General features: G+C 28.4%; 22 protein-coding genes, 5 tRNA genes and 1 pseudogene. 12 read left to right on the top strand and 16 right to left on the bottom strand.

The window, feature by feature from the left end:
• Window positions 1-107: 107 nt before the first annotated feature.
• The 5 genes and pseudogenes from EPJ79_RS09120 to EPJ79_RS09100 all read right to left on the bottom strand — a co-directional run bounded on the left by EPJ79_RS09120 (window position 108) and on the right by EPJ79_RS09100 (window position 4855).
• Window positions 108-845 (bottom strand): amino acid ABC transporter ATP-binding protein, encoded by a 738-nt coding sequence (locus EPJ79_RS09120; protein ID WP_147739254.1) that lies wholly within the window; start codon window positions 843-845, stop codon window positions 108-110.
• A gap of 21 nt (window positions 846-866) precedes the next feature.
• Window positions 867-1535 carry an amino acid ABC transporter permease gene (locus EPJ79_RS09115; protein WP_147739253.1) on the bottom strand — a complete coding sequence of 223 codons (669 nt, stop codon included), beginning with the start codon at window positions 1533-1535 and terminating at the stop codon, window positions 867-869.
• A gap of 18 nt (window positions 1536-1553) precedes the next feature.
• A pseudogene (locus EPJ79_RS09110) lies at window positions 1554-2150 on the bottom strand (transporter substrate-binding domain-containing protein); the annotation flags it as partial.
• Between the two features lie 232 nt (window positions 2151-2382).
• A complete protein-coding gene (locus EPJ79_RS09105) occupies window positions 2383-3207 on the bottom strand; it encodes a transporter substrate-binding domain-containing protein (RefSeq protein WP_147739251.1) in 825 nt (274 codons plus the stop codon).
• 37 nt (window positions 3208-3244) lie between these two features.
• Window positions 3245-4855, bottom strand: a complete 1611-nt coding sequence (locus EPJ79_RS09100) for a peptide ABC transporter substrate-binding protein (RefSeq protein ID WP_147739250.1) — start codon at window positions 4853-4855, stop codon at window positions 3245-3247.
• 317 nt (window positions 4856-5172) lie between these two features.
• Here EPJ79_RS09100 and EPJ79_RS09095 point away from each other — a divergent pair, with 317 nt between their 5' ends.
• From EPJ79_RS09095 to EPJ79_RS09085, 3 genes are all read left to right on the top strand, one after another.
• A complete protein-coding gene (locus EPJ79_RS09095; RefSeq protein WP_147739249.1) occupies window positions 5173-6690 on the top strand; it encodes a DUF5312 family protein in 1518 nt (505 codons plus the stop codon).
• 32 nt (window positions 6691-6722) lie between these two features.
• Window positions 6723-7709, top strand: coding sequence for a lysylphosphatidylglycerol synthase transmembrane domain-containing protein (locus tag EPJ79_RS09090; RefSeq protein WP_147739248.1), 987 nt, complete (start codon window positions 6723-6725; stop codon window positions 7707-7709).
• 135 nt (window positions 7710-7844) lie between these two features.
• Complete coding sequence (locus EPJ79_RS09085; RefSeq protein ID WP_147739247.1) at window positions 7845-8837, top strand: ABC transporter ATP-binding protein; 993 nt, start codon at window positions 7845-7847, stop codon at window positions 8835-8837.
• Between the two features lies 1 nt (window position 8838).
• Here the strand turns inward: EPJ79_RS09085 and EPJ79_RS09080 are convergent, their stop codons facing one another.
• From EPJ79_RS09080 to EPJ79_RS09045, 8 genes are all read right to left on the bottom strand, one after another.
• On the bottom strand, window positions 8839-9525 hold the full coding sequence (locus EPJ79_RS09080; protein ID WP_244289094.1) for a tetratricopeptide repeat protein: 687 nt from the start codon (window positions 9523-9525) through the stop codon (window positions 8839-8841).
• Window positions 9522-11234, bottom strand: a complete 1713-nt coding sequence (locus tag EPJ79_RS09075) for a BatD family protein (protein WP_338134179.1) — start codon at window positions 11232-11234, stop codon at window positions 9522-9524. The genes EPJ79_RS09080 and EPJ79_RS09075 overlap by 4 nt, the downstream gene beginning before the upstream one ends.
• The gene (locus tag EPJ79_RS09070; RefSeq protein ID WP_147739244.1) at window positions 11218-11940 is read right to left on the bottom strand and encodes a tetratricopeptide repeat protein; all 723 of its coding nucleotides are present in this window, start codon (window positions 11938-11940) and stop codon (window positions 11218-11220) included. The genes EPJ79_RS09075 and EPJ79_RS09070 overlap by 17 nt, the downstream gene beginning before the upstream one ends.
• Complete coding sequence (locus tag EPJ79_RS09065) at window positions 11933-12919, bottom strand: vWA domain-containing protein (RefSeq protein WP_147739243.1); 987 nt, start codon at window positions 12917-12919, stop codon at window positions 11933-11935. Before EPJ79_RS09065 ends, EPJ79_RS09070 begins: the two co-directional genes overlap by 8 nt.
• Window positions 12919-14217, bottom strand: a complete 1299-nt coding sequence (miaB, locus tag EPJ79_RS09060) for a tRNA (N6-isopentenyl adenosine(37)-C2)-methylthiotransferase MiaB (protein ID WP_147739242.1) — start codon at window positions 14215-14217, stop codon at window positions 12919-12921. Before miaB ends, EPJ79_RS09065 begins: the two co-directional genes overlap by 1 nt.
• A 7-nt stretch (window positions 14218-14224) precedes the next feature.
• Complete coding sequence (gene coaD, locus EPJ79_RS09055; protein ID WP_147739241.1) at window positions 14225-14713, bottom strand: pantetheine-phosphate adenylyltransferase; 489 nt, start codon at window positions 14711-14713, stop codon at window positions 14225-14227.
• A gap of 194 nt (window positions 14714-14907) precedes the next feature.
• Window positions 14908-15717 carry a family 1 encapsulin nanocompartment shell protein gene (locus EPJ79_RS09050; RefSeq protein ID WP_147739240.1) on the bottom strand — a complete coding sequence of 270 codons (810 nt, stop codon included), beginning with the start codon at window positions 15715-15717 and terminating at the stop codon, window positions 14908-14910.
• Window positions 15718-15727: 10 nt separating this feature from the next.
• Entirely contained in the window at window positions 15728-16078 is a 351-nt protein-coding gene (locus tag EPJ79_RS09045) for a demethoxyubiquinone hydroxylase family protein (RefSeq protein ID WP_021959718.1), read from the bottom strand.
• A gap of 174 nt (window positions 16079-16252) precedes the next feature.
• Here EPJ79_RS09045 and EPJ79_RS09040 point away from each other — a divergent pair, with 174 nt between their 5' ends.
• The 7 genes from EPJ79_RS09040 (at window position 16253) to EPJ79_RS09010 (ending at window position 21199) form a co-directional block, all read left to right on the top strand.
• Window positions 16253-17842, top strand: coding sequence for an arginine--tRNA ligase (locus EPJ79_RS09040; RefSeq protein WP_147739239.1), 1590 nt, complete (start codon window positions 16253-16255; stop codon window positions 17840-17842).
• Window positions 17843-18168: 326 nt separating this feature from the next.
• Window positions 18169-19455, top strand: a complete 1287-nt coding sequence (locus EPJ79_RS09035; RefSeq protein WP_147739238.1) for a hypothetical protein — start codon at window positions 18169-18171, stop codon at window positions 19453-19455.
• A 58-nt stretch (window positions 19456-19513) separates the two neighbouring features.
• A tRNA-Pro gene (locus EPJ79_RS09030) sits at window positions 19514-19587 on the top strand.
• A gap of 2 nt (window positions 19588-19589) precedes the next feature.
• Window positions 19590-19663: transfer RNA gene (locus EPJ79_RS09025), tRNA-Arg, on the top strand.
• 25 nt (window positions 19664-19688) lie between these two features.
• Window positions 19689-19764: transfer RNA gene (locus EPJ79_RS09020), tRNA-His, on the top strand.
• 36 nt (window positions 19765-19800) lie between these two features.
• Window positions 19801-19874, top strand: a tRNA-Arg gene (locus EPJ79_RS09015).
• A gap of 107 nt (window positions 19875-19981) precedes the next feature.
• Complete coding sequence (locus tag EPJ79_RS09010; protein WP_147739237.1) at window positions 19982-21199, top strand: tetratricopeptide repeat protein; 1218 nt, start codon at window positions 19982-19984, stop codon at window positions 21197-21199.
• Here EPJ79_RS09010 and EPJ79_RS09005 read toward each other — a convergent pair.
• Together EPJ79_RS09005 and EPJ79_RS09000 are read right to left on the bottom strand one after the other, a co-directional pair.
• On the bottom strand, window positions 21196-22290 hold the full coding sequence (locus EPJ79_RS09005; RefSeq protein WP_147739236.1) for a M15 family metallopeptidase: 1095 nt from the start codon (window positions 22288-22290) through the stop codon (window positions 21196-21198). The two genes, EPJ79_RS09010 and EPJ79_RS09005, sit on opposite strands and share 4 nt — an antisense overlap.
• A 32-nt stretch (window positions 22291-22322) precedes the next feature.
• Window positions 22323-22395, bottom strand: a tRNA-Val gene (locus EPJ79_RS09000).
• 270 nt (window positions 22396-22665) lie between these two features.
• On the opposite strand from EPJ79_RS09000, the gene EPJ79_RS08995 reads away from it, so the two are divergent.
• Window positions 22666-23352 (top strand): potassium channel family protein, encoded by a 687-nt coding sequence (locus EPJ79_RS08995; RefSeq protein ID WP_021959227.1) that lies wholly within the window; start codon window positions 22666-22668, stop codon window positions 23350-23352.
• 3 nt (window positions 23353-23355) lie between these two features.
• Window positions 23356-23571 carry a DUF2905 domain-containing protein gene (locus EPJ79_RS08990; RefSeq protein WP_147739235.1) on the top strand — a complete coding sequence of 72 codons (216 nt, stop codon included), beginning with the start codon at window positions 23356-23358 and terminating at the stop codon, window positions 23569-23571.
• Window positions 23572-23627: 56 nt separating this feature from the next.
• Here the strand turns inward: EPJ79_RS08990 and EPJ79_RS08985 are convergent, their stop codons facing one another.
• Window positions 23628-24482 carry an FkbM family methyltransferase gene (locus EPJ79_RS08985; protein WP_147739234.1) on the bottom strand — a complete coding sequence of 285 codons (855 nt, stop codon included), beginning with the start codon at window positions 24480-24482 and terminating at the stop codon, window positions 23628-23630.
• Window positions 24483-24657 lie beyond the last annotated feature (175 nt).

Genomic DNA, 24657 nt, shown 5'->3' with positions numbered 1-24657 from the left:
TAAACAATCCATAGAAAATAATTTTTATTATTTATTATAGCTATAATAATATAAATAATAGCGAGATTTTAATTATAAAATCAAAATCCCGCTATTTATTTTTAATTTTACCTTTCGTTTAATTTTCTTAAAAATTGTTTTAATCTATCGCTTTGAGGATTTTCAAATATATCTTTAACTTTTCCTTCTTCCAAAATATAACCGTCCGACATGAATATCACTTTATTTGAAACATTTCTTGCAAAATGCATTTCATGAGTCGTTATTAACATAGTGGTTCTTTTTTCGGCTAAATCTTTTATTACATTTAAAACCTCTCCCACAAGCTCGGGGTCTAAAGAAGATGTAGGCTCGTCCAAAAGTATAACATCGGGATGAACCGCCATCGCTCTCGCTATTCCCACTCTTTGCTGTTGCCCTCCCGAAAGTCTTGAAGGATATTCGTCTCTTTTATTATATAGCCCAACAGTTTCTATTATGGATAAAGCCTCTTCTTTCGCTTTTTTAAAATCCATTTTTTGAACCGTTACCATAGGCTCCATAATATTTTCTAGTGCCGTTTTATTTTTAAATAAATTATAGTTTTGAAAAACCATAGAAGTCTTTTTTCTTATAGCGTATATCTCCTCTCTCGAGCATTTTTGAGCGTCTACGGTTAAATCTCCAATGGTTATTTTCCCATAATTTGGTTTTTCCAAAAAGTTAATGCATCTAAGAAGAGTCGATTTTCCAGTTCCCGAAGGTCCTATTAAAGTTAAAACTTCTCCGTATTCTATTTTGAAACTTACGCCTTTTAATACTTCCAAATTTCCAAAGCTCTTTTTAATGTCAATCGCTTCTATCATAAATATTTCTCCAAATTATTTCTAATAGGCTCTATTTAATTTTTTTTCAACTATAGTTTGTAAATAACTGAATACCGATATTAAAGCCCAATATATGATAACGGCTGCAGCATAAGCTTCCATATATCTATATGTAACGCTTATCTCTATACTCGCTCCCGCCATCATATCTTTTAATCCTATTACGAAACCCATAGAAGTCGATTTAAAAATATTTATAAAACTATTTGAAAGTCCTGGAACCGCTACTCTCGCGGCTTGAGGGATAACTATTCGTTTTAGAATATTAAAAGTTCTCATTCCTATCGAAAGTCCCGCTTCAAACTGCCCTTTATCAACCGAATTTATAGCGGCTCTTATATCTTGCGACATAAATGATGCATAGTTTAAACTTAAAACTACCGTTAATGCCGTAAATGCCGACATACTGCTTATTATTTTACTAAATTGAGCGAATCCATAATAGAATAAAAATAACTGCGCTATAAAAGGAGTCGCTCTAAAAAATGAAACATAAACTTGGGCTATTTGATACAATATTGGAATTCTATATTGCAACATTAAAGCTATTATTAATCCTAATAAAAGAGAAAATAATAAAGCTAAAAAAGCCACTTCGCATGTTGTCGGCAAATACTTTAATAATTTTGGAAAAACGCTTAAGAAGTAATCAAATTTAAAATTTATCATTTATTTATCCTTAACAAATTATTTTATCAAGCCGTCTCTTCTATATTGTTCCAAAAGCTTATCTAAAGCTTCGTTAGCGTCAAGTCCTTCCATTGGGTTATAACCGAACCATTTATTTGCCAATTCTTCCAAAGTTCCGTCTTCCCTCATTTCTACTACGACTTTGCTTACTTCATCGCGTAACTTTTTTCCCGCTTCGTCTTTTCTGAAAGGAAACGCATTAACTTCGGTAAATATTACATCGCCTACCATTTTTATATCCAATCCCGTATTTTCTTTTAGGTTAGGAAATATAATAACGGCAGTTGTAGAACCCGATATTTTACCGTTTATAACATTATTCGGTATTGTGGCAACAGTATCAGGGCTAAAAGAAACTATTTCTATTTTTCCTTCAGGGTCCAGAGCCTTTATATTTTCATGCGAAGATGTTCCCGTTTGAAGTCCTAATTTTTTGCCGAAGAAATCTTCCAATTTATTAATAGAATTATTTGTTCCAGCTACATAGAATCTATAAGGACTTAAAAAATAAGGCTCTGAAAAATAATACTTTTCCAATCTTAACGGAGTAATGCTAATTTGTTGAGTCACAGTGTCGGCTTTGCCAGATTCTAAAGAACCGAAAGCGCCTTCCTATCTCTTCCCAGACATCAATATCGTAGCCTTCCAACTTGCCTTCCGAATTCGCTCTGCTAAATAACGGATGCATTCCTGGTGTCGCAACTCTGATAACATTGCTGTCGCTTCCGTTTCCTTGCTTACCGCATGATATTAAAATAGTAGCTATCATGCAAACTAAAATTTTAAATACTTTCATTTTTATTCTCCTTTGTTTTTAATTTTTTATTTATAAAGTATTTTTAAATTTTTCTAATTCCGCTTTTGGGTCTAATCCTTCCATTGGATTATAACCAAACCATTTTATCGCCAATTTTTCCAAAGTTCCGTCTTCTCGCATTTCCACTACGACTTTGCTTACTTCATCGCATAGCTTTTTGCCTTCTTCGTCTTTTCTAAACGGAAATGAATTAACTTCCGTAAATAAAGGCTCGCCAACCATTTTAATTTTTGCGCCTGTAGCATTTTTAAGCTCTTCAAAAATTATAGCAGCGTCTTGAGAAGCGTCTATTTTTCCATTTTGAACTAAAAGCGGAATTCCCGAACGAGCTTCGGGTGAAAAAGTTTCTAATTTTATTTTTCCAGAAGGGTCTAATACTTTTAAATGTTCAACCGCAGCTTCTTGTATTGTTACCGCTAAAGTTTTGCCAAATAAATCTTCAAACTTATTTATTGATTCGTTAGTTTCAGCAACATATAATTTATATGGGCTTAAAAAATAAGGTTCTGCAAAATAATACTTTTCCATTCTTGAAGGCGTTATGCTAATTTGTTGAGTTAAAGTGTCTAATTTTCCCAATTCAAGTTCTCCAAAACCGCCCGTTAAATCTATTTGCCTCCATTCTATTTTTCTGTTTAATCTTCTTCCGATTTCTTCCCAGACATCGATATCGTAGCCTTCTATTTCCCCATTATTATTTATTTGACTAAATAGTTTATGTTTTGCTGGAGTTCCTACTTTGATAATATTTTTTATATCACTTTTATTTTCAGATTTACCGCATGATATTAATATAATCGCTATCATGCAAACTAAAATTTTAAATACTTTCATTTTTATTCTCCTTTTGTTTTAATTTTTTATATTTAATTTATTTTTCCACATAAGAATAAAAGAATCTTGGCGGTATTGTAGAACTTATCATAATATCTTTTAATTCTGGACGAACGAGTATAACTCTATTATAAAAATAAATAGGAATAAAAGGCATATCTTCCATTAAAATATCTTCCGCTTTATGAAGAGTTTTCATTCTTGAAATTTTATCTCCGTTGGTTAATGCCGATTTTACCAAATCCTCGTATTCCTTATTATAATAGCTTCCCGTATTTTGTGGACTATAGCTTAAAAAAGTATCCAAAAAAGTCATTGGGTCGTTATAATCTCCCATCCAGCCTGAACGAGCTATTTGAAAATTTTTATCTCCTCTTGTAGTATTCATAAATACTCCCCATTCAAGCTGATTTACTTTAGCGTCTATATTAAGATTTTCTTTCCACATATTTTGAACGGCTTCAAATATATTTAAAGAACTTTGAGATTCTACGCTATATTCTATAACGGGAAAATTTTTACCGTTTGGATAGCCAGCTTCTTCCAAAAGTCTTTTCGCCTCTTCTATATTCTTTTTATAATCTTCTTCTTTAAGGCTGAAATAATCTCCGCCTTTGTCTCTAAAAGAACCTTCAATATCAAATACTGAATACGGAACTAATGCCGCTGCGGGAATTTCTCCTCCTTTAGTTACATTTTCTGTTATATAGTTTCTATCTATCGCTAAAGAAAGCGCTTTTCTAACCCTTTTATCTTTTAAAGTTTCGTTTGTCGTATTTACCGATAAAAAATAAATGGCAAGAAGAGGAACATAATCAACATATCCTTCTCTCTTTAATTTTGGTATATCTTGTAATGGCGGATTACTACCAAAATATAAATTTCCGTTTTCTATAGAAGATATTATAGTATTCGGATTATCCAATAAGACGAAAGTTATTTTATTAGGAATTATATTTTCCGCGTTCCAATAATTTGTATTTTTTTCCATAATTATTTTATCATCGTTTATATGACTTGAAACAAAAAACGGTCCGTTTCCTATATATTCTTCTTGTGTCCAAATATCTCCATATTTTTCTATTAGATCTCTTCTTAAAGGACTATAAATTGTAGTAGCGAGCAAATCTAAAAAATAAGTAGTCGGGCTTTCAAGTTTTACCTCCAAAGTGAAATCGTCCAACGCTTTTATTCCCAAATCTTCAATTGGAAGTTCGCCGTTAATTATTTTATCCGCATTTTTTACGGGATTAAGTTGATAACTAGCCGAACTTGCGACTTTAGGGTCAACCGCTCTTCTCCACGCGTATACAAAATCGTTTGCAGTTACAATTTTACCGTCTGCCCATTTTGCGTTGGTTCTCAAATGAAAAGTATATGTTATATAATCGGCGCTTATCTCCCAACTTTCTGCCACGCCTTCGATTAGTTTATCGTCTTTGTCTCTCGAAGTTAAACCTTCAAATGTATGAGCTATATATGCGGAACTATCGTAAGTTTCTGTATAAGTTGGGTCTAAAGTTTTCGGCTCTGGTCCTATATTTATTAATAAACCTTCTTCTTTGTCTTTATTTGAGCATGAAATTATAAATATGCTTATTGAAAATATAATTATAGAAAATATGCAAAATATTGTTTTTTTATTCATTTTAATATCCTTTATTTAGTTTTTTAATTTTTTTATTTATTTTTTATAGAATTTTATTAATTGTCATGTAGACGCACGGTCTACGAAGATTAAAGAATATGAGGAACTTTATAATTTCTAAATAAAATTATAAAAGAAATAGTTATATTTAATTTATACATAAAAATGAACCTTAATATTTTATAAAAAAATATTATACTGAATTTATATTAAAGTCAAGTATAATAACAAATATTTTTATAAAATAAACGCTTTAAATATTATAAAATTTAGTATATTATATATCTTAATATAAAAATAGGTTAAGAGGAATATCCGTGAATTTATTTGATTATATTAGATACAATTTATTAAATATCAGAACTCCAGAATTAGTGGAAAAAATGAGAGTTCAAGAATATGCAAAAAAAATATCCGCTCAAAAATATCGTTTTGTAGATATAAAGAATAAAGCAATAACGGCAAATTGCGCAAAGTTTATATTTGAAATGTATAAAGTCGTTGGACCTTTATTAAATTCTTTAAGAGACGAGTTTATAGTTAAAGACGGAAAACAGTTTTCGTATTATTTAATAGAAGTTTCTTTTACTAAAGATATTAAAGAAATATATTCCACTTTAAATAAAGAATATATGCTTGAGAGAATTAAAGCGGGAGAAAATCCTAATAATGTTTTTTCAAAGACTAAAGAAAATTTTGTTAAATTCAAAAATTACTTGAGCGGCGAAAACGGAAAGGAAATAAATTTAACTTTTAATTTGCTTAAAGATTTTGCAAATATATCAAAATTCGATTTCTTTTTATTTTTAAGGTCTTTCTGTCCTTCTTTTGTGGACGGAGTTTATAATTCAAATCCGACATTTAAAAATTGTTCTAATCCTCAAGTGGTTGACGATTTATCAAAATTAGACGATGCCGTTAATAACATAATGATAAAAAAAGAGCTTATGTCGGCTTTAAATGTTTTTTGCAAATATGTTGGAATTCCCGCGATATCAGATAAAAATATGAGAGCGTTTTTAACAAGATTAAGATATTTGCAAACTCCAAATTTATTAAGCGATATAATAATTTTTATTCTTAAAGATTTTACTTATAAATGCCATGTATCTTATTCGGATGTTAATATATTTGTAAATTATATTACAGATTTTACTAAAAACTTAAAAAGCGATATGGAAAGCATAATTAAAGATATAAAGAGCAGTAAAATTGCCAGCATAAGAAATAAAGCTTTCAGCGGAATTGAAATAATGAAACTTCCTAATATTAACGAAGACAAAAATTCTCAGCTTGAACAATACGACTGCGAAATTTTTACATGCGTTGAACCTTTGCAATATATTAAAACTTTCGTTACAGAAATATTTGATATGGAATATAAAGCGCAATTAAACGATATGTTTTTAGGATGCGAGTTTGTTCATAAAGAAAGAGGCTCTCAAGGTTTGGACGCTTTTTATACTTTAAATGATTCTAAAACGGAAATTCAAATGTTTGATTCCACTTTGAGTCCCGAATCCGATAATTTTAAGAGACTCAAAACTTGGCTCGTGTCAAAAAATAAAGCAAACGCTAACAGAGATTTAATAGAAAATATGGTAAAAAAAATAGATACGGAAGGAAATAAAATAGTTTTGAATGTTTATAATTCGGTTTTGGATTTAACAACGATATTGAAAAATGTTATAGAAGATTGCGCTAACGGAACTAAAATAGAAATTTCAAACGGCATTAAAGCGTCTAATTTAGAAAAATTTAATGTCGGTATTGCAAGAGAAATGCTTAACGATTTTGAAAATTTTATCGCTCTTATGAAAAATTTTGTAAGATAGTTTGAAGATTTATAATTAAGGAATATTGATAAATGAAAAAAAATTATAAAACAATTATTCAAATTATAATAGGGATAATAATAAGCGTTATTTGTTTATATTTCGCTTTCAGAGGAATAGATTTAAAAGAATCTATAGAGATAATAAAAAATGTTAAAATTCCTTATGTTATAATTTCTTTAATTTTAAGCGTTGTTATAATAGTATTTCGAGCTTTAAGATGGGAATGTTTTATTCCGTTAAAAGAGCCAATAAAAAAAAGAACTATAATTGCATCCGTTTATATCGGCTATATGGCAAGCAATATTTTACCCGCAAAACTTGGCGAAGTCGTTAGAGCTTATATTTTAGGCGCTAAAGAAGGAGTTAGTAAATCCGCAGTTTTTGCGTCCGTTGTAACCGAAAGATTATTTGACATAATAACGGGAGTCGTTATACTTTCAATTTCGCTTATATTTATACCAAATTTGCCCGACACCGTTTTATATGCGGCAATTTCTTTATTTGTAATTTCGGTTATCGGAATAATAATTTTAGTATTTTTGAGTTTTAATAAATCTTTCGCCCATAAAGTTTTTAATAAAGTATTCGGAGTATTACCTAAAAAAATATCGATTAAATTAATAGAATTTTCATGCAATTTTATAGACGGAATAGGAATTAAAAGCGACATTAAACATATATTTTTAATTTTTTTATACACTGCATTATATTTAATCGGACAAATATTTACTATAGGATTTCTTTTAACCGCTTTCGATATAAAGGCTTCTCCTATAATCGCTTTATTCATATTTGCTGCGGGCGGTTTCGGTTTTGCTATTCCTTCCGCTCCTTCGGGAATAGGACCTTTCGAGTGGGCAATAATTTTTGGGCTTTCATTAATAGGAGTAGACAAATCGGTAGCCGCTCCTTACGCTTTGGTTTATCATATTATGGGAATAGTTCCAATTACAATAATAGGTTTTATATTCTTATTTATTTTGGGAATAGATTTAAAATCGGCTACAAAAAGATAGAGATTTATTTTTTTAAATAAAATATATTAATGCATAAAGTTTAAAATATAAAATTAATTATTTATATAATCTCATTATTAAAAATTCTTAAATTGCTTATATTAATTTTTTCAAGTTTAATATAAAATATATATTATGAATGAGCAAATAATATTAAAACTGCAAAATGTTAAAAAATACTTTTACAATAAAGTCAATATAATAGAGACGCTTTTGAAAAAGAATAAAGAAATAAAAGCGGTTGATGGAATCGATTTTGAAGTAAAGAGAGGAGAGATACTCGCAATTATAGGCGAATCGGGAAGCGGTAAAACGACTATCGGAAAACTTATAATGAATCTAATCGCTCCAACCGAAGGAAAAATTTTATTTGAAAACGAGGATATCAATTCTTTCAAAAACGAAGAGATAAAAAGTTATAGAAAAAAAGTTCAAATGATTTTTCAAGACCCTTACGCTTCAATGAATCCAAGATTTAAAATAAAAGACATATTGAAAGAACCTTTATATATTCACAAAATTGAAGGAAACGAAGAAACTTATAACGAAACGATTATAAACGCTTTGAAAGATGTTAAAATAAATACGGATTTTATGGAAGTTTATCCTCATATGCTTTCGGGCGGACAGAGGCAGAGAATAGCAACGGCAAGAGCTTTGATACTTAATCCGAAATTAGTCGTAGCGGACGAACCTGTTTCAATGATAGATTTATCTACAAGAGCCGAAATTCTTTATATGATGAAAGAGCTTCAAGAAAAAAGAAATTTAAGCTATATTTATATTACGCATGATTTATCAACGGCGAGATATTTTGCCGATAGAATAGCCGTTATGTATTTAGGAAAAATAATAGAAATAGGAAACGCTGACGAAATAATAGATAATCCGAAACATCCTTATACTAAAGCCTTAATTGAAGCCGTTCCAAATATTGAAGTTGGCATAGTTAATGTTATTAAAGAGCTTCCGATAAAAGGCGAAATTCCAAACGCTTCGGATATTCCTTCAGGATGCAGATTTCATACAAGATGCATATACGCAAAAGAAGAATGCAAACTTGAATCTCCAATTTTAAAAGACATAAACGATAATCATAAATCGGCTTGTTTATTTACGGATATTTAATTTATATTTTTTCTGCAAACGATTTGTTTATCCAACCTTTTGAAAAAGAAGAGTTTTTTACATAATACCAATTGCTATATTCTTTTAATATTCTAAATTTTTCGCCTTCGTTAATTATTGAAATTATATCAGCTCTTTCGCTTTCGCCTTTGTATAAATTAGAGCGTTCGATTACGATTAAATAATTTGAATTAATTATATTATAACTTATTATTGCAGGCAGAATAAATAAAATTGAGATTATAATTAATAAATAATATATTTTTCTTTTCTTTATAAATAAAATTATTAAAATCGTAAAAAATAAAATAAATAAAAATAAAGTTAAATAAAAAATTATAATTAAAGTCGATTTATTTTCAAAAGGATTAGAAAAAGAATTTGTATTAAACAAATCGATATTATTTTTTATTTCCTTATCGAAAGGCGAGATATTTAAAGCTCTTTCATACCATAAAATCGCATATCCGTTGCTTCCAATTTTTGCATAAGATAAGCCTAAATTATAATACAAATCTTTTGAAATAATATTTGAAGAAACAATATTTTTGTATAAATTATTCGCTTCAAAATAATCGCCTTCTTCGTATAATTTATTAGCATCGTTAAATATCGAGTTTATTTTATCAAAATCAATTTCTCCGTATAACAAGCAAAATTGAAAGACAAATATTATTATATATTTCACTTTAATTTATCCGTTTCCTTTAATATATTAATCGCTTTTGTATGATAATCTTCATTTTTATTAATCGAATTTCCCGAGTATAATTCAAATTGGCAAGAATCTATTATATCTTTTATATTTTTAATCGTCTCTTCGTCTATATTTTTATTTTTAAGTTCTTTATATATATCGGCATTTGAATCGATATTAAATTTTTTATTTATATTTTTTATAAGAAATTCTTTTATCGCTTTGCAATATTCTATTCTATTTTTTTTATTATAATATTCCAATATTTCGTTCATATCCGATATTTTATTATTGCCATTTAAAAATTTTAATTTTTTTATCTTTTCAAAATTATAAATTATAATCGATATTGCAATCATTAATAAAACATAAATATAAATTATATTGATATTTAATAATTTAAAATTTTTATCGTTTTGTTTTTTTATTATATTATTTCTTATCTGCATAATTTCCGTTTTTTTAGTATCGTTTCCAATATTTAAAGTAGCTTGAGAATTATTATAATTTTTATTTCCGTCTATAAAGAGATTTATATTTTTTGCATAAATATTCGTATAGCTTTTATCGTTAGGCGAAAAATAACAGAAATCTATATTTTCAATAGTATAATTTCCTTTATTTGTGGCGACTAAAATATATTCTTTAGTTTTTTTTCCAATCATTTTATTATTTTCAAACCAATTCGTTTCAAATATTTTTGGCTGATAAACCGAAAAATAATTTTTTATATCGTCATTTAAATTAGGCATATTTATAATAGATATATTTCCTTCGCCTATAACTTCAATAGAAATTAAAACTTCATCTCCTATATTAATATTTGTCTTGTTTATTTTTGTATTAAACTTAAAATCGCCAACCGCTCCAGAAAAATTTTTATAATCTTTAGCGCTTGGAAGAGATAAAATTTTAATGTCAAATTCTTCTTCTCCGTATTGAATTCTATCGTAAAACATATTATTTTTTTCAAATACGAAAGGAGTCGTTAATACATTTTTTTCTCCTTGCTTAACGGCAAATAAAACTTCTTTTTTTAAAGGAATAACATTTACTCTTTTTCCGTCTATTATCTCCGTATAAGAATTTCTTTCTGAAGAATCCGTATAAACTAAAAAATCGTTTCTGTCGGGGATTTTCGATATTCCTATAACATTAACGGGAACATGGGAATAAGCTTTTTGTTCTATATAAATCGGCTCGTATATATAAAATTCTTTTTTGTTTATCGTATTATTTACTATAATATCTTCTCTATAATTCATAAATCTTTCAAAAGAATCTCCTTCGGGTTTATTTAAAATTGAATTTCTAACCGAATCGCTTACCACTTCTATTGAAACGGGATTTGCAATATATGTGTTATTATTTGCCTTTACCTTTATTTTATCAATCGTATAAAATCCTTCTTTAATTGCCACATAATTATAACTGTAAGTTTGAATCGTTTTTAAGCTTCCTGAAGAATACATCATATTTACGCTTTTTGAAGTTCCTCGAAGCATAAGTCCGTCTATATCGGGAATCGTAATTTTTCCAGCTCCGTTGTCTATAGTCACAGATAAAGTAAATATTTCTCCAACGCCGATTTTATCGTCCGATAATTTTGCCGTAATCGTAGTTTGAGCGAATGAAGATTTAAAAGATATTAAAAAAATTAATAAAAATATTAGAAAAAATAATTTACCAATCTTTGTCAATTCTGCCTCCGCCATAATATTGCTCTTCGTTATTTTTGTCTTTTCTAAACTGCCTTAAAGATTCCAATAATCTGTCGATATCCGATTTTGAATTTTCTCCGCTTTCGTTTTTGTCATTTTCGTTTGAATTATCAGAATTATTATTTTCTTTGTTATCGTTTTGATTATTATCGGAATTATTAGAACCTTCGTTATTGTCGCTTTCTCCTTCTTGTTCATTGGGAGAGTTTTGACTTTTAGAACCGCTATTATTTTTTTGTTCTTCCAATTTCTTTTTCGCATATTCAAGCGCTCTTTTTGAGTTTTCGTCTTTCGGATTATTAACAAGCGATTCAATCAATTCGTTTATAGCGCCTTGATAATCTTCATTTTCAATTTTAGCGATTCCCGAATTATAATAAACGGAATTTTTTATAGATTTGCTCGTTTTATCGTTAAAATTATTTTTTGCCATGTCAAATAATTGTATTGCCGTGTCAGTTTCGCCTATAGAAACCATAGTAGTTCCCATGTTATAATATATTTGAGTAGAGTTTGTAATTTTACTTAAAGCTCTTTCGTATAATGTTATGGCGTCTTCGTAATTTCCTTTTTTGAATAATCTATTCGCTCTGTCTACATCGATTTTCGCCGTCATTTCATTTAAAGAAAAACCGTAAAAATTAGCGGTAAAAAATAAAAATAATAATAAAAATTTTTTAATCATAATTATTTGCCTTTATCCTTATTTGAGTAAATAAATTTAAAATTATAGAAATTGTTAATAAAATTATTGAAATAAAAATAAAAATTTGAAATCTCTCTTCATAACTTTTGCTATTTCTAATAGAAGTAAAAGAATCCGAATTATTTTTTATATCGTTAAAAACTTCTTTAAGCGAAGTATTTATATAGCTTTTGCCTCCCGTATAATCCGCTATCAATTTTAAAGTTTCATCGTCTCTCTTTGAAATAACCGTTCTTCCCGAAACTCCCAAATCGGAAACTATACTCTCTCCTTCTTCTGTGCCTATTCCAACCGTATATACGCTTATATTCATATCTTTTAATTCTTTTAATGTAGTCTCAAAATTTCCCGCATGGTCTTCTCCGTCTGTTATAAGAATTATAGATTTTTGGCTTATAGAGTTTATATTAAAAGTATTTTTTGCTGTTTGCAATGCATCCGCTATTCTTGTTCCTTGCAAAGCTACAGATTTTGGACTTAAATTATCAAGTATATGAGTAAATGTTTCCATATCTTGCGTGAAAGGAGTCGCTATAAAACTTGTTCCCGCGAAACCTACTAAAGCTACCGATAAATTATCTACGCTTTTTATAAAATCTTCTATTTCAAGTTTTGCTCTTCCCAATCTTGAAGGATAAATATCGTTTGCGTCCATGCTTTTCGACAAATCTAAAAGTATGGTTATCATATAGCTTTCGGTTTTTATTTTTTTTTCAATTATTCCCCATTTCGGCTGCATCAATGCGAAAATTAAAAAACCTATAGCAAGAATTAAAAATATTATAGACGATATTCTTAAATTAGATATTCTTTTATAATTTTTATCTTTTTTGAAATTAAAATTTTTTATAAATATTGAAAGCGCTTTATTTACTTTTTTTCTTGATAAAATAAATACCGTTATAAGAGCTGGCAATATTGCGTATAAAAAAATATAATTAATCTCTCCAAAAAACATTAAATAATTTTCCCTATCAAAGTATGATTTTTAATTTCGGTTATTTCGCAGTTATAAATATCGCCCATATTTAATTTTTTTTCTTTTTTCACGAGTATTAATCTGTTTTCTTTGCTTCTGCATTGATAATGCATATTGTCTTTTGCAATATCGTCAATCATAATTTCCGCTTTTTTTCCGACTTGTTTATTCAATAATTCTTGAGCTAAAATTCTTTGAAAGTTAACTAATTTTGTTAATCTTTCAGAGCCTATTTTTTCGTCATATTTAACTTTTTTCTTAAAAGCAATCGAGCCTTCTCTTTCGGAGTATTTATACAAATAAGCGTCTTCAAAACCAATCTCTTTTAATAAATCTAAAGTTTCGTTATATTCTTCTTCGGTTTCGTCAGCATAACCTACAATTATATCGGTTGAAATTGGAAAGTCTTTTGCATATTCTCTTAAATACGAAATTTTTTTAATATATTCTTCTTTCTCATATTTTCTATTCATTAATTTTAATATTCTGTTTGAACCGCTTTGAAAAGGCAAATGTATATGTTTTCCTACGCTTTTTAAATTCCATATTGCATCGGCTAAATCTTTATCAAAATCTTTTGGATGCGAAGTTAAAAATCTAATCCAAACTTTATTATCTAAAACCGTTTTATCGATTAAATAAAGTAAATCTGTAAAAGAAATTTCGTTTTCTATATCTAATCCGTAAGAGTTGACATTTTGTCCAAGTAAAGTTATTTCTTTAGCTCCGTCTTCTATCAATCTTTTAATCTCTTCTATTATTTCGCTTGATTTTCTGCTAACCATTTTTCCTCTTGTATGAGGAACTATACAATAGGAACACCAATTATTGCATCCATGCGATATCGGTAAAAACGCTTTATGCGGTTTATCTTTATCGACATAAGATTTATTAAAAATATAATTATCGTTAAATTTTTTTATAAACGCTTCTTCGTCTTTCATATAATCTAAAATATTTATTTCGTTATAAACATCAAATATTTTATCCGCTCCAAGATTTTTTAAAGTGTCTCTTGAAGTTTGAGCCATGCATCCCATAATTATTAATCTCATCTCTCTTTTATTTTTTTTTCTATGAGAGTTGAAAAGTTTAACTCTTGAAAAAACTCTCTCTTCGGCATGCGCTCTCACGCTGCAAGTATTTATTATAATATTATCTGCATTCTCATAATTTTCAGTTTGAATAAATCCTTCCTGTATTAAAGAATTAATTAAACTGTTAGAATCGGCTTTATTCATTTGACAACCGTAATTTTCTAAATAAAAATTTTTCATAATTATTTTATTTCTTTATAAATTTTGATTTTATATCTTCAATTAAAATTTCGGGAACTAATCCTTCAATCGGACCGTTGAATTTAAGAATTTCTTTTATTAAAGAAGAACTTATATGAGTATAATTTTCTGAAGTATTCAAAAATATCGTATCCATTTCGGGATATAATAATTTATTCATTCTTGACATTTTTAATTCATAATATAAATCTTCGCTATCTCTTATTCCTCTTGCCAAAACTTTAATTTGATTATTCTTCATATATTCCGTAACAAGTCCCGATATTGCGACAATTTCTATAGAATCGTTATTTCCAATGACTTTTTCTATCATTTTTTTTCGCTCTTCCAAAGTAAAAGTCGGGGATTTTTCCAAATTAATCGCTATAGAAATATAAACTTTTTCAAAAATATTTGCCAAACGATAAAGCACATCCAAATGCCCTAAAGAAAAAGGGTCGAAAGTTCCAGGAAATATTACTTTACTATTTTTCATGCCGTTATTATATATGCAATAAATATAATATCAATATAAAAAATAGAAATGTCTTAATTAAAGAATATATTTAACTGCAAAACAAAAGCCCAAATAAAAAATACGCTTAATTGATAGTTTAATTATACAATATAATTTAGCGTTAATTAATTTGGGCTTTCTGTTCAATTAAAAAATTTATAGTCTAATTTATTTTATTCCAAAACGACTATAGCGTTAGGCTCTTTTATTCTTGGTAAAACTGTTTCCATTATTCTAAAGCTATGATTTAAATCTTTCTGTTCCAAATAAGCCGTTGCCATATCTATTCCGATAGCTAAATCTATATATTGAGATTCGGCGCAAATTACGGCGGCTTTTTTATCTTTAATAACCGAAACATTGAATAAATTTCCAATCATACTTGAAATTCTTTGAGCTTCCGTCATTCCCGTTCCTTGCTGAATTCTTTGCAAATCGAAATATAAACCTCTGTTTAAACATAAGGTTATTTTTCCTACAATACCTTTTTCTGTAATCATATTAATAGCTTTAACTATATCTTTATAAGGATTTTCTCCAACTCCCCAATCGCTTAATTTTAATTTTTGACTTCCTTTAGCGTTTAATATTCCTTCAACGCTTAAAAATTCGTTTCCGTAAAATATTAGATTGTCTTCTATATTTGCCAAATTTTGAGCGGCGGAAGATACTACCGATAAATCTAAAGGCAATTTATTTTTTTCATTATTTTCAATATCTCTCCATAAAAGAGTAAAATCCTCGTATAATTGCGGAAGTTCTACAGATTTTCTGCCCGAAGTTTTAACTATTCCGTTTTCAAATACTTCTTCTCTATTATTTTTATCGTATTGAACGCTTATAGTTCCCGAGCCTAAAGGTCCGTAAATATTTAAAAATCTTCTTCCGATTAAAGTTCTGCTTGCCGTTTCTATAACGGTTTTATCAATATTTCTCCAAAAATCATTTTCAAAAGGCGAACTTTCTCTTGCCAAATAATCCATAAATGCCTCCTTATTTATTTTTTAAGCTTCCAACAGTAAGTCCCGATAATTCAGGTTCTTTTATTCCAAGCTCTTCCATTAATTCTTTAACTTCCAATTCTCCCGATTCAAAATGTTCCGCTTCTTTAGGGTCCAAATGTCTCAAAAGAGCCATTAACTCTCCAACATGCGCTTTTTCTTCGTCTCTTATATCACTTAAAACCGCTTTTGCAACGGCATCGTCCGTAGCCATAACATGAGCGTCATATAAATAAATCGCTTCCAACTCTCCCGCTATATCTAATCTTATAGCCTGAATCAACTCTTCCTTACTCACCTTTCTTTGAACATTAGCGTTAAAAGGATTTGCAAAACTTGGCATATATACCTCCAAAGTAAATAGTTTGTTATAATATTACCTTACTATACAAATTGAATAAAGTCAATATAAAGATTTTAGAATTTTAATTAAAAAATATACTTGCATAACTTTAAACTTTAATATAGTATAGATTTTTATGATATTTTTTATAAACTCATGCTTTTCGGAGAAAATATGCTAAAAAAATTTATTTCAAATATAATTGAAAAATCGCTTGATAATTATTTAAAAAATTTAAATATCAATATTGAAAATAATAATATAGAAATCGGTTATTCGGCTGACGATAAATTCGGCGATTATGCAAGCCCTATAGGAATGAGACTTGCAAAAATATTAAAGAAAAATCCAATGGAAATCGCGGATGGAATAATAAAAAATATAGAAAATAATAAATATTTCGATAAAATCGAAGTTGCAAAACCAGGTTTTATAAATATGACTTTGTCGAAAGAATTTATAAACGAAAAAATTAACGATTTATTGAAATACGAAAATTACGGAAAAAATATTATTAACGAAAATGAAAAAAAGAAAATTCTAATAGAATATATAAGCGCAAATCCGACTGGTCCTCTTCATATCGGGCATGGAAGATGGGCGGCGATTGGAAGCGCGTTATCAAATATGCTTAAATTCGTAGGGCATGAAGTTTATCAAGAATTTTATGTTAATGATGCAGGCGAGCAGATAGCGAAATTAAATCAAAGCGTTCAAGCGGTTAAGGAAGGCAAAGAGATACCAGAAGACGGTTATCATGGCGATTATATAAAAGATATTGCAAAACAAAATGGAATTCCTAAAGATATAATTTTAGAAAGTCAGAAAAAACTTTTGAAAAGATTCGGCGTAGAAATGGATAACTATGCATTGGAATCAAAAATAAGAGAAAATGGAGAGCTTGAAAAAACTATTGACTTTTTAGAAAAAGAAGGACTTTTATTTGAAGAAGATAACGCGGTTTGGTTTAGAAGCGTAAAATTCGGAGACGATAAAGACAGAGTAATTAAAAAAAGCAACGGATTATACACTTACTTTGCTCCCGATATTGCATATCATAAAAATAAAATCGACAGAGGTTATAAATATTTAATAGACATTTTGGGCGCTGACCATCATGGATATGTTCCGAGAATTACGGCGGCGGTTCGGGCGGTTTCGGGCGATACGGCGACTTTAAAAGTAATATTGGGACAAATGGTTAGATTATATAGAGGAAATGAGCTTATAAGAATGAGCAAGAGAACGGGAGATATGATAAGTTTAGAAGAGGTTATTGACGAGATTGGAGTAGATTCTACAAGATATTTTTTACTTATGCGTTCTTATTCGAGTTCGCTTGATTTTGATTTGGAACTTGCAAAAAAGAAAGACAACGATAATCCCGTTTATTATGTTCAATACGCTTACGCGAGAATTTGCAATATATTTTTCAAACTTGAAGAAAAAAATTTAAGCTATGATAAAAATAAATCTTTCGATATAAATAATATTTCAAACGAAAGCTCTTTAAAACTTGCAAAAATAATTTTAAGATTTAAAGACGAAATTTACGAATCTTCAAAATCTTTGGAAGTTTACGCTTTGCTTAATTATACTTACGAAATTGCAAGCGCATTGCATAAATTTTATTACGATAATATAGTTTTAGAAGAAAACGAATCGATTAGGCAAGAAAGATTAACTTTAGTAAAAGCGGTAAAAAAAATTTTAGGAATATGTTTTGATATCATAGGAATTTCTAAAGTGGAAAGAATGTGGTAATATTTAATTAATAAAAAATCCGCCTCATCGTATAAGACATAAATGCGCCTGACTATTTTGTCAGGTGGGCTACTCTGAAACATGACCTTGATTTCTCAAAACCGCAAGCGGCGAGCCTATCATTAATATTTCGCTCTGTATCCCTAACGCGTTAATTTATACTGGCGCAAAAATGTCGTCTATTCGCGTATGAGGCAGAATAATTAAACTATAAATTTAATTTTATTATTTGTCAATACTTTTACAATTTTATATTTTAAGATTATTTGACAAATTCTTTTTTAAAATATATCTTTATTATAATTTATATATTTCAAGGAATAATTATGATAAAATATTTTATAGCTATATTTTTAATATTAAGCTTTTCTTTATTCTCTCAAAATACAAATGAAATAAATACGAATAATAATACAAACTCGGGAAAATACGGAGTTTTAAGCGCGTCTTTAGAATTAGTAGCTTACGGAAGAATGAGCGATTTAATAGAACAAACGGGAAACGAAGATACTTTAGGAGTTTTGCTTTATGGAGATTTAAGTTATATCAAAGAATATAAATACGCATCAATCGGTGCGGATATTAAATCAAGATTTTACGAACCTTTATCGCATAAAGCGAGATTTTACAAAGATATGTCCCCCCCCCTATTCGACTTCACAAAATTAAATTTATTCGTAAATTTTAAGTATGTGGGAATAAGAGTCGGAGTTTTGGAATCATATACTAAAAATATTCCTATGACTTCTTATTTTCCAACTTTATTTTATTATCATACGGTAAGCGCTAATAAGGCTACAGTTCTTTCGGGACCAAGAGATTTGCCTATAGGATACGACACTCAATTTATTCCAAGATACGATACGGGAATAATGTTAGAATCAAGTTTTTACGGAGTGTTTATTGGAGTTGGAATGGTTAACGGCGAAGAAGGACTCGATGCAAACTCTTCAAAAGGTTTAATGGCAAAAATTTCTTATAGCAATGATTATATCAATACGGGAGTAGCGGGAATAGTAAGCGAATTAGGTTCGATACCGATAAAAGAATACGGCGATAGCATTAACGCTTTTTTATATTTTAGAAACGGCAAAAATGGAAGATTTACTATTGGAATTGAAGGATTTTGGTTTAGGCATGGAATAAGAGCAAATAATCAATACTCGCCTTCTAGTTCAAACTCAAACGAACATCATTATAATAGCGGATATTATACGGATTTTTCAATTCAAACATTTGCAGCTAAAAAACCTTTTTATGCAATGAGCGGATTTATATTTTTTGAAGTTCGCAGATTATGGAAATTCGACATAACAGCGCATTTTGGAATTCATGATAATAATATATATTCAAATTCTGAAGATATTTATCAATTAAAATACAGAGCTTTTTTGAAAATTACTTTTAATATAACGGACGATTTTAAAATAATGCTTTCCGATACTTTTACTTACGACCCTGTTTATAAAAATAATTGTCAATATTACGAATTAGAAGATAGGCGTCAAGTCGGCGTAATATCTTATAACGATAAAGGCGGAAAACATTATACCGTTGATAACGATTTTTATTTGGGAATGAGTTTTAAATTTGGCGGCGTTTGGGGAAAATAATGAAATAGATTATATTGACAAAAAATATAATTAATATTATAATATAGAATAACTTTAACGGGATGTAGCGTAATTGGTTAGCGTACCTGCTTTGGGAGCAGGGGGTTGTGAGTTCGAGTCTCACCATCCCGAATGCGCTAGTAGCTCAATTGGATAGAGCAACAGCCTTCTAAGCTGTGGGTTACAGGTTCGATTCCTGTCTGGCGCGAGTTATTTTCTTCGGTTTAATATATGGCGAATGTAGCTCAGTTGGTTAGAGCGCCAGATTGTGGATCTGGATGCCGCGGGTTCAAGTCCCGTCTTTCGCCCATTATCTTAAATATTCTTTTATAAAAATTATAAATTGCGTCTGTGGCTCAATTGGATAGAGCATCGGACTTCGGTTCCGACGGTTGGAGGTTCGAGTCCTCTCAGACGCGAATTCAAATTATTATAAATATACGATAATTTATATAAAATTTTATTCCGATAATTAATTGATTATTTTTATATTTATTTTATAATATCACTAAATAGGTATAAATAAATGAAAAGCGCAAATGTAAAGAAAATCAATTTCGCCATACTTATATTGTTCCCAGTAATAATGCTTATATTTTTAGTAATATGCAATCTCTATAGCATAAATTTAAATAATAATATAACTAAAGAACTTAACTCTTTTACAAATTCTCTATCTTCAAATATTGAAGGCAAATATTTGGAAATGATTTCTTTGTATTTTGGAGAACAATTAAAAAATAACGAAAAAGCCGAAGAGATTACAAATTTGGCAAAAGAGCAAATTAGACTAGGAATAAATCCGAATTTCAGCACGCTTAAATTTTCCATAAACAGATTAATTGGAAATAGTTTATTGAGAGTCACTTATGTCGCTTTATTTCTCTTAATTTTAATGTTCGCTTTAATATTATTTCTAAATTATACGAATAATAGTTTAAATACTAATCCCGCATCTATTTCAAATGACGCTCCTATAGATAACGATATAAATAAAAATGAAATTATAGAAGAAAATAATAAAAAGAGAGAAAGAGAAAATAAAAATTTAGTCGCTACTAATTCTAGCATATTAAAAAAACAGGAAGAGAAAAAACTTGAAGAAATAGAAAGTATGTATCGAGATTTGGTAATCGCTATAAAAAATTCTAACGATGAAAAAGCTTTGGAAATATTAGAAAATATTTTTAGCATAGACGAAAAAAATTATTTGGCTTTAAATGGAGCGGGAATATTATATACGAGAATGTATAGCAAAAATAATAAGAGTTTATATTTTAGAAAGGCTGATAAATATTACGAATCGGCTATATCGATTTACGACAATAAAGATATTTTGAATAATAAAGCCGTTTTGTATTCTACAAGATATGGAATAGATAAATCGGATTACGATTATAATACGGCTTTAACAATATTTGACAATATGATTTATTCAAGCAATAATTCCGACTTTATTTTATTAAATAATAGAGCGACTATTTATTTGGCAAAATATAATATAACGGGAAATAACGAATTATTTGAAAATGCATTAAAAGATTATGAGGAAATAATAAAATTAGATAATCGAAATGTTTACGCTTTGAATAATAGAAGTTCTTTGTATTTTAATAAATATAAGAAAACGAACGATAACGAATATTTTGAAAAGTCAATACAAGATTGCAGTTCGGCTTTCAAGATAGACGCAAACGAAGCTTTAAAAAATGACGAAGGTCCTATATATATATATAAATATTAATATAAACCGTATTTTTCTATCAAATCATAAATGGCATTTTCATCGTCTTTAATTCTATTATAAATTATGAGTTCAGGACGATATTCAAAATGAATTGTGTCGTAATTATTCCATTTTCCGCCCCAAATAAATCCATGCTTTTCAAAAATTTTAATAACATCTTCGGGAGGATGCCATCTATCTTCATAAGGAACTGCATACCAATTTTTATTATTAACTCTTGTCCAAGCCCAATATATTTGTTTTCCGCCATTTCTTCTTGGCAAAGTGTCAAAAGCCGCTCCATAACTATGATAGCTTTTACTTGAACTTTTTGAAATCATTTTCCATACATAACCGCTTACGGTTTTTAAAGACGATAAAAATTTTTTCACTTCTTCGTTGGTTTGAGCTACGGCGAATACTTCGGCATTTGCATTTGATAAAGGTTTTTGAATAAATTCATGAACCTGCGTTCTATAACCCAATACGCTCATAGTCATAATATTATTAAATATATTTCTTGAAGTGTTTCCATCGTATAAAGTATTTAAAAATTCATCGTTAATAGTTCTTCTGCTATTAATTCTTCTTTTAAATGAATCTTCAAACTCTCTCGTCATCTCTTCGCTTGCTTCGGGCAATTTTGGAAGTCCGTCTAAAGAATAGGAATAAAATCCGAAATTGATATATTCGTCTCTATTTGGCATATCTTCGTCTTTTAATAATTTTCCATCCGCCCAATTAAACCAAGTATTATCTAAATAAAAACCCAATTCTCTATTTTTTATTATAGGAACGGAAATTCTATTTGAATAACTTAAATGCAAAGAAATTAATTCTACAGCTCCAGGACGAATTATAATATTATTTCTTATTCTTTTTTTCTCTTCTTTTAATTCTTTTTCTTTTGCCGATACTTTTATTTTTGAAGAAATATTAACCGTATAATTCATATATACTATTAAGATTGATAATATAGATAAAATTGTTATTGCAATTACCGAAGCGAATATTGTTAACCTCTTTGAAGTGAATTTTATTATAAAACTTAAAAAAGCAAATACTAAAAGAATCGCTATAATTATTAAAATATATTTTAAAATAGCCATACAAAACTTTAAAATTCAAATCTAAAAGACTTTGGGCGATGACGGGATTGAACCGCCGACCTAGTGCTTGTAAGGCACCCGCTCTCCCAGCTGAGCTAATCGCCCTCGTTTTCTGAAACGATTTAAATATATTAACACAATAATAAAAAAAGTCAATACTTAAATCAAGCGTTTTTTATTAATTTTTTATCTTTTTAATAATCAATAATATTATAAAATAAATCGGTAAAAAATCAATTTGCTTTAAACTTATATTTATTTGAGTTTTTATGTATAAATATTATTTTATAATTATAAAAACTTTTTGACAATTTTTTATATTAAACTATAATTAAATAATAATTAATCGGTAATTTTAATTTTTTAGAGGTTTTTATGTTGCAATATGCCGTTATAGGAGTTGGCACATTAGGTAAAGCTTTAATAAATAGACTTATGGGCAAACCTTCCGTTGAAGTTTTGGCGATAGATAGCGATATTAACGAAATTGAAGCTATAAAAAATAATGTCACTCAAGCTATAAGATTGGATTCCACTCAAAAAGAAGCTTTGGAATCTATAGAGATAAATAAATTTGACGCTGTTATAGTTACTATTGGCGAAGATATGATGACAAGCATTTTGACTTCTCTTATATTAAAAGAATTAAATGTAAAAAATATAATCGCTCGATATTCTGACGAAAAACATAAAGCGATATTAAGTATGATTGGAGTCACTCATTTGGTTAGCCCTGAAGAATCAATGGGAATTCATATAGCCGAACAGCTTGAAGTTGGCGACTCTTTACTTTTATACGATTTAACAGAATATCATTCAATCGTAGAATTTCCCGTTCATTCGGGGCTTTCGGGAAAAAATTTAAAAGAATTGGATTTAAGAAAAAAATATAAAATAAATGTCGTGGCAATTAAAAAAGAAGCTATAAGCATTTTAGGAGAGAAAAAAATAACGGTTGATTGCACTCCCGACCCTGACGAATCTTTAATTGAAGGCGATATTTTAGTAATCGCGGGGCATGACAAAGATATTGAAAAATTAAATAAAAGGATGTCCGAATAATTTATGAATAATTATTTTGCAAAATTATTGATAGCGGTTGGAATAATCGTAGTTATTGTAGGCGTATTGATGCTTTTAAATATAAAAATTCCTTTTGGAAAATTTCCAGGCGATATTGTAATTAAAAAAGAAAATTTTACTTTCGCCTTTCCAATAGTCACATGCATAATAGCGAGCATTGTTTTATCTTTTGTAATGTGGATTATATCTAAATTTTAATTCTTTATTAATCTTATTTTTACTATTAGAAAATTAAAAGCGATAATATTTAAATATTAATTATCCGAGTTATACATTACATCAATATTCTTTATATATTTGCTACAATAATTATATAAATCTTCTCTCTTGGAATTTTCTCCATAGAATTTATGAAATTCGCCGCGCATATATTCGCAATTTTTTAGATTTTCTACATTAGCGCTATATAGAATTTCGTATTCTGCTCCTTCGCAATCTATTTTTAATAATTTGCATTTTGAAATATTATTATTGGCAAATATATCGTCAAAGGTTATAGATTTTATACTTATATCATTATTTGAAATTATATTACCGCTGCCACGAAAGTTATTATATATATTACTTGCTCCGCTATTATTAAAAGGCGAAGTTAAAATTACATCTCTTCTATCTTTTGTTATAGCCAAATTAAAAACTTTTATTATATCTTCATTTATATTATTTAATTCTATATTCTTTAGAAAATTTTCGTAATTTTGTTTAACGGGTTCAAACGCGTATATTTTTAGAAAAGGATATTTTTTAGCAAGATATATAGAAACCATTCCAATATTTCCGCCTATATCTATAACTACATCGCCATCTTTAAAATCTATAGAATCAAAATTATAGTCATCTATTTCATTACAAATACAGTTAACAGCCGTTGAAAATATAAAATCATAAAATTTAAAATCTATTCCGCCTAATTTACATGAATATAAATAGTTTTCATTAGAATATTTTTTTGTTATAACTTTACGAATATCTTTTAATGTATTATCGCTATCAATATTTTCTACATGATATTGAATATCTTTTATTGAATATAAAACTTCTCTAACGCTATCTCTTAATTTTCTAAATGGTATCCACCATACAATATTGTTTATAGTTTTTTCAGTCATTTTTTACTCCTTACGAATGAGTTAATATAATAAAATTTTATAGAATATTTATATAATAAATTTTTGAGTAAAACGCCAAAAGAAAGCGTATTATATAATTGTTGCAAAGAAAAATTTTTTAAAATAAAGTTAAATGAGATGAGATGAGATGAGATGAGATGAGATGAGATGAGAA

The organism is Brachyspira aalborgi (assembly GCF_008016455.1).
Taxonomy (GTDB): domain Bacteria; phylum Spirochaetota; class Brachyspiria; order Brachyspirales; family Brachyspiraceae; genus Brachyspira; species Brachyspira aalborgi.
The sequence above is the reverse complement of the archived record's forward strand: the minus strand, read 5'-3'. Positions and strand labels throughout refer to the sequence as shown.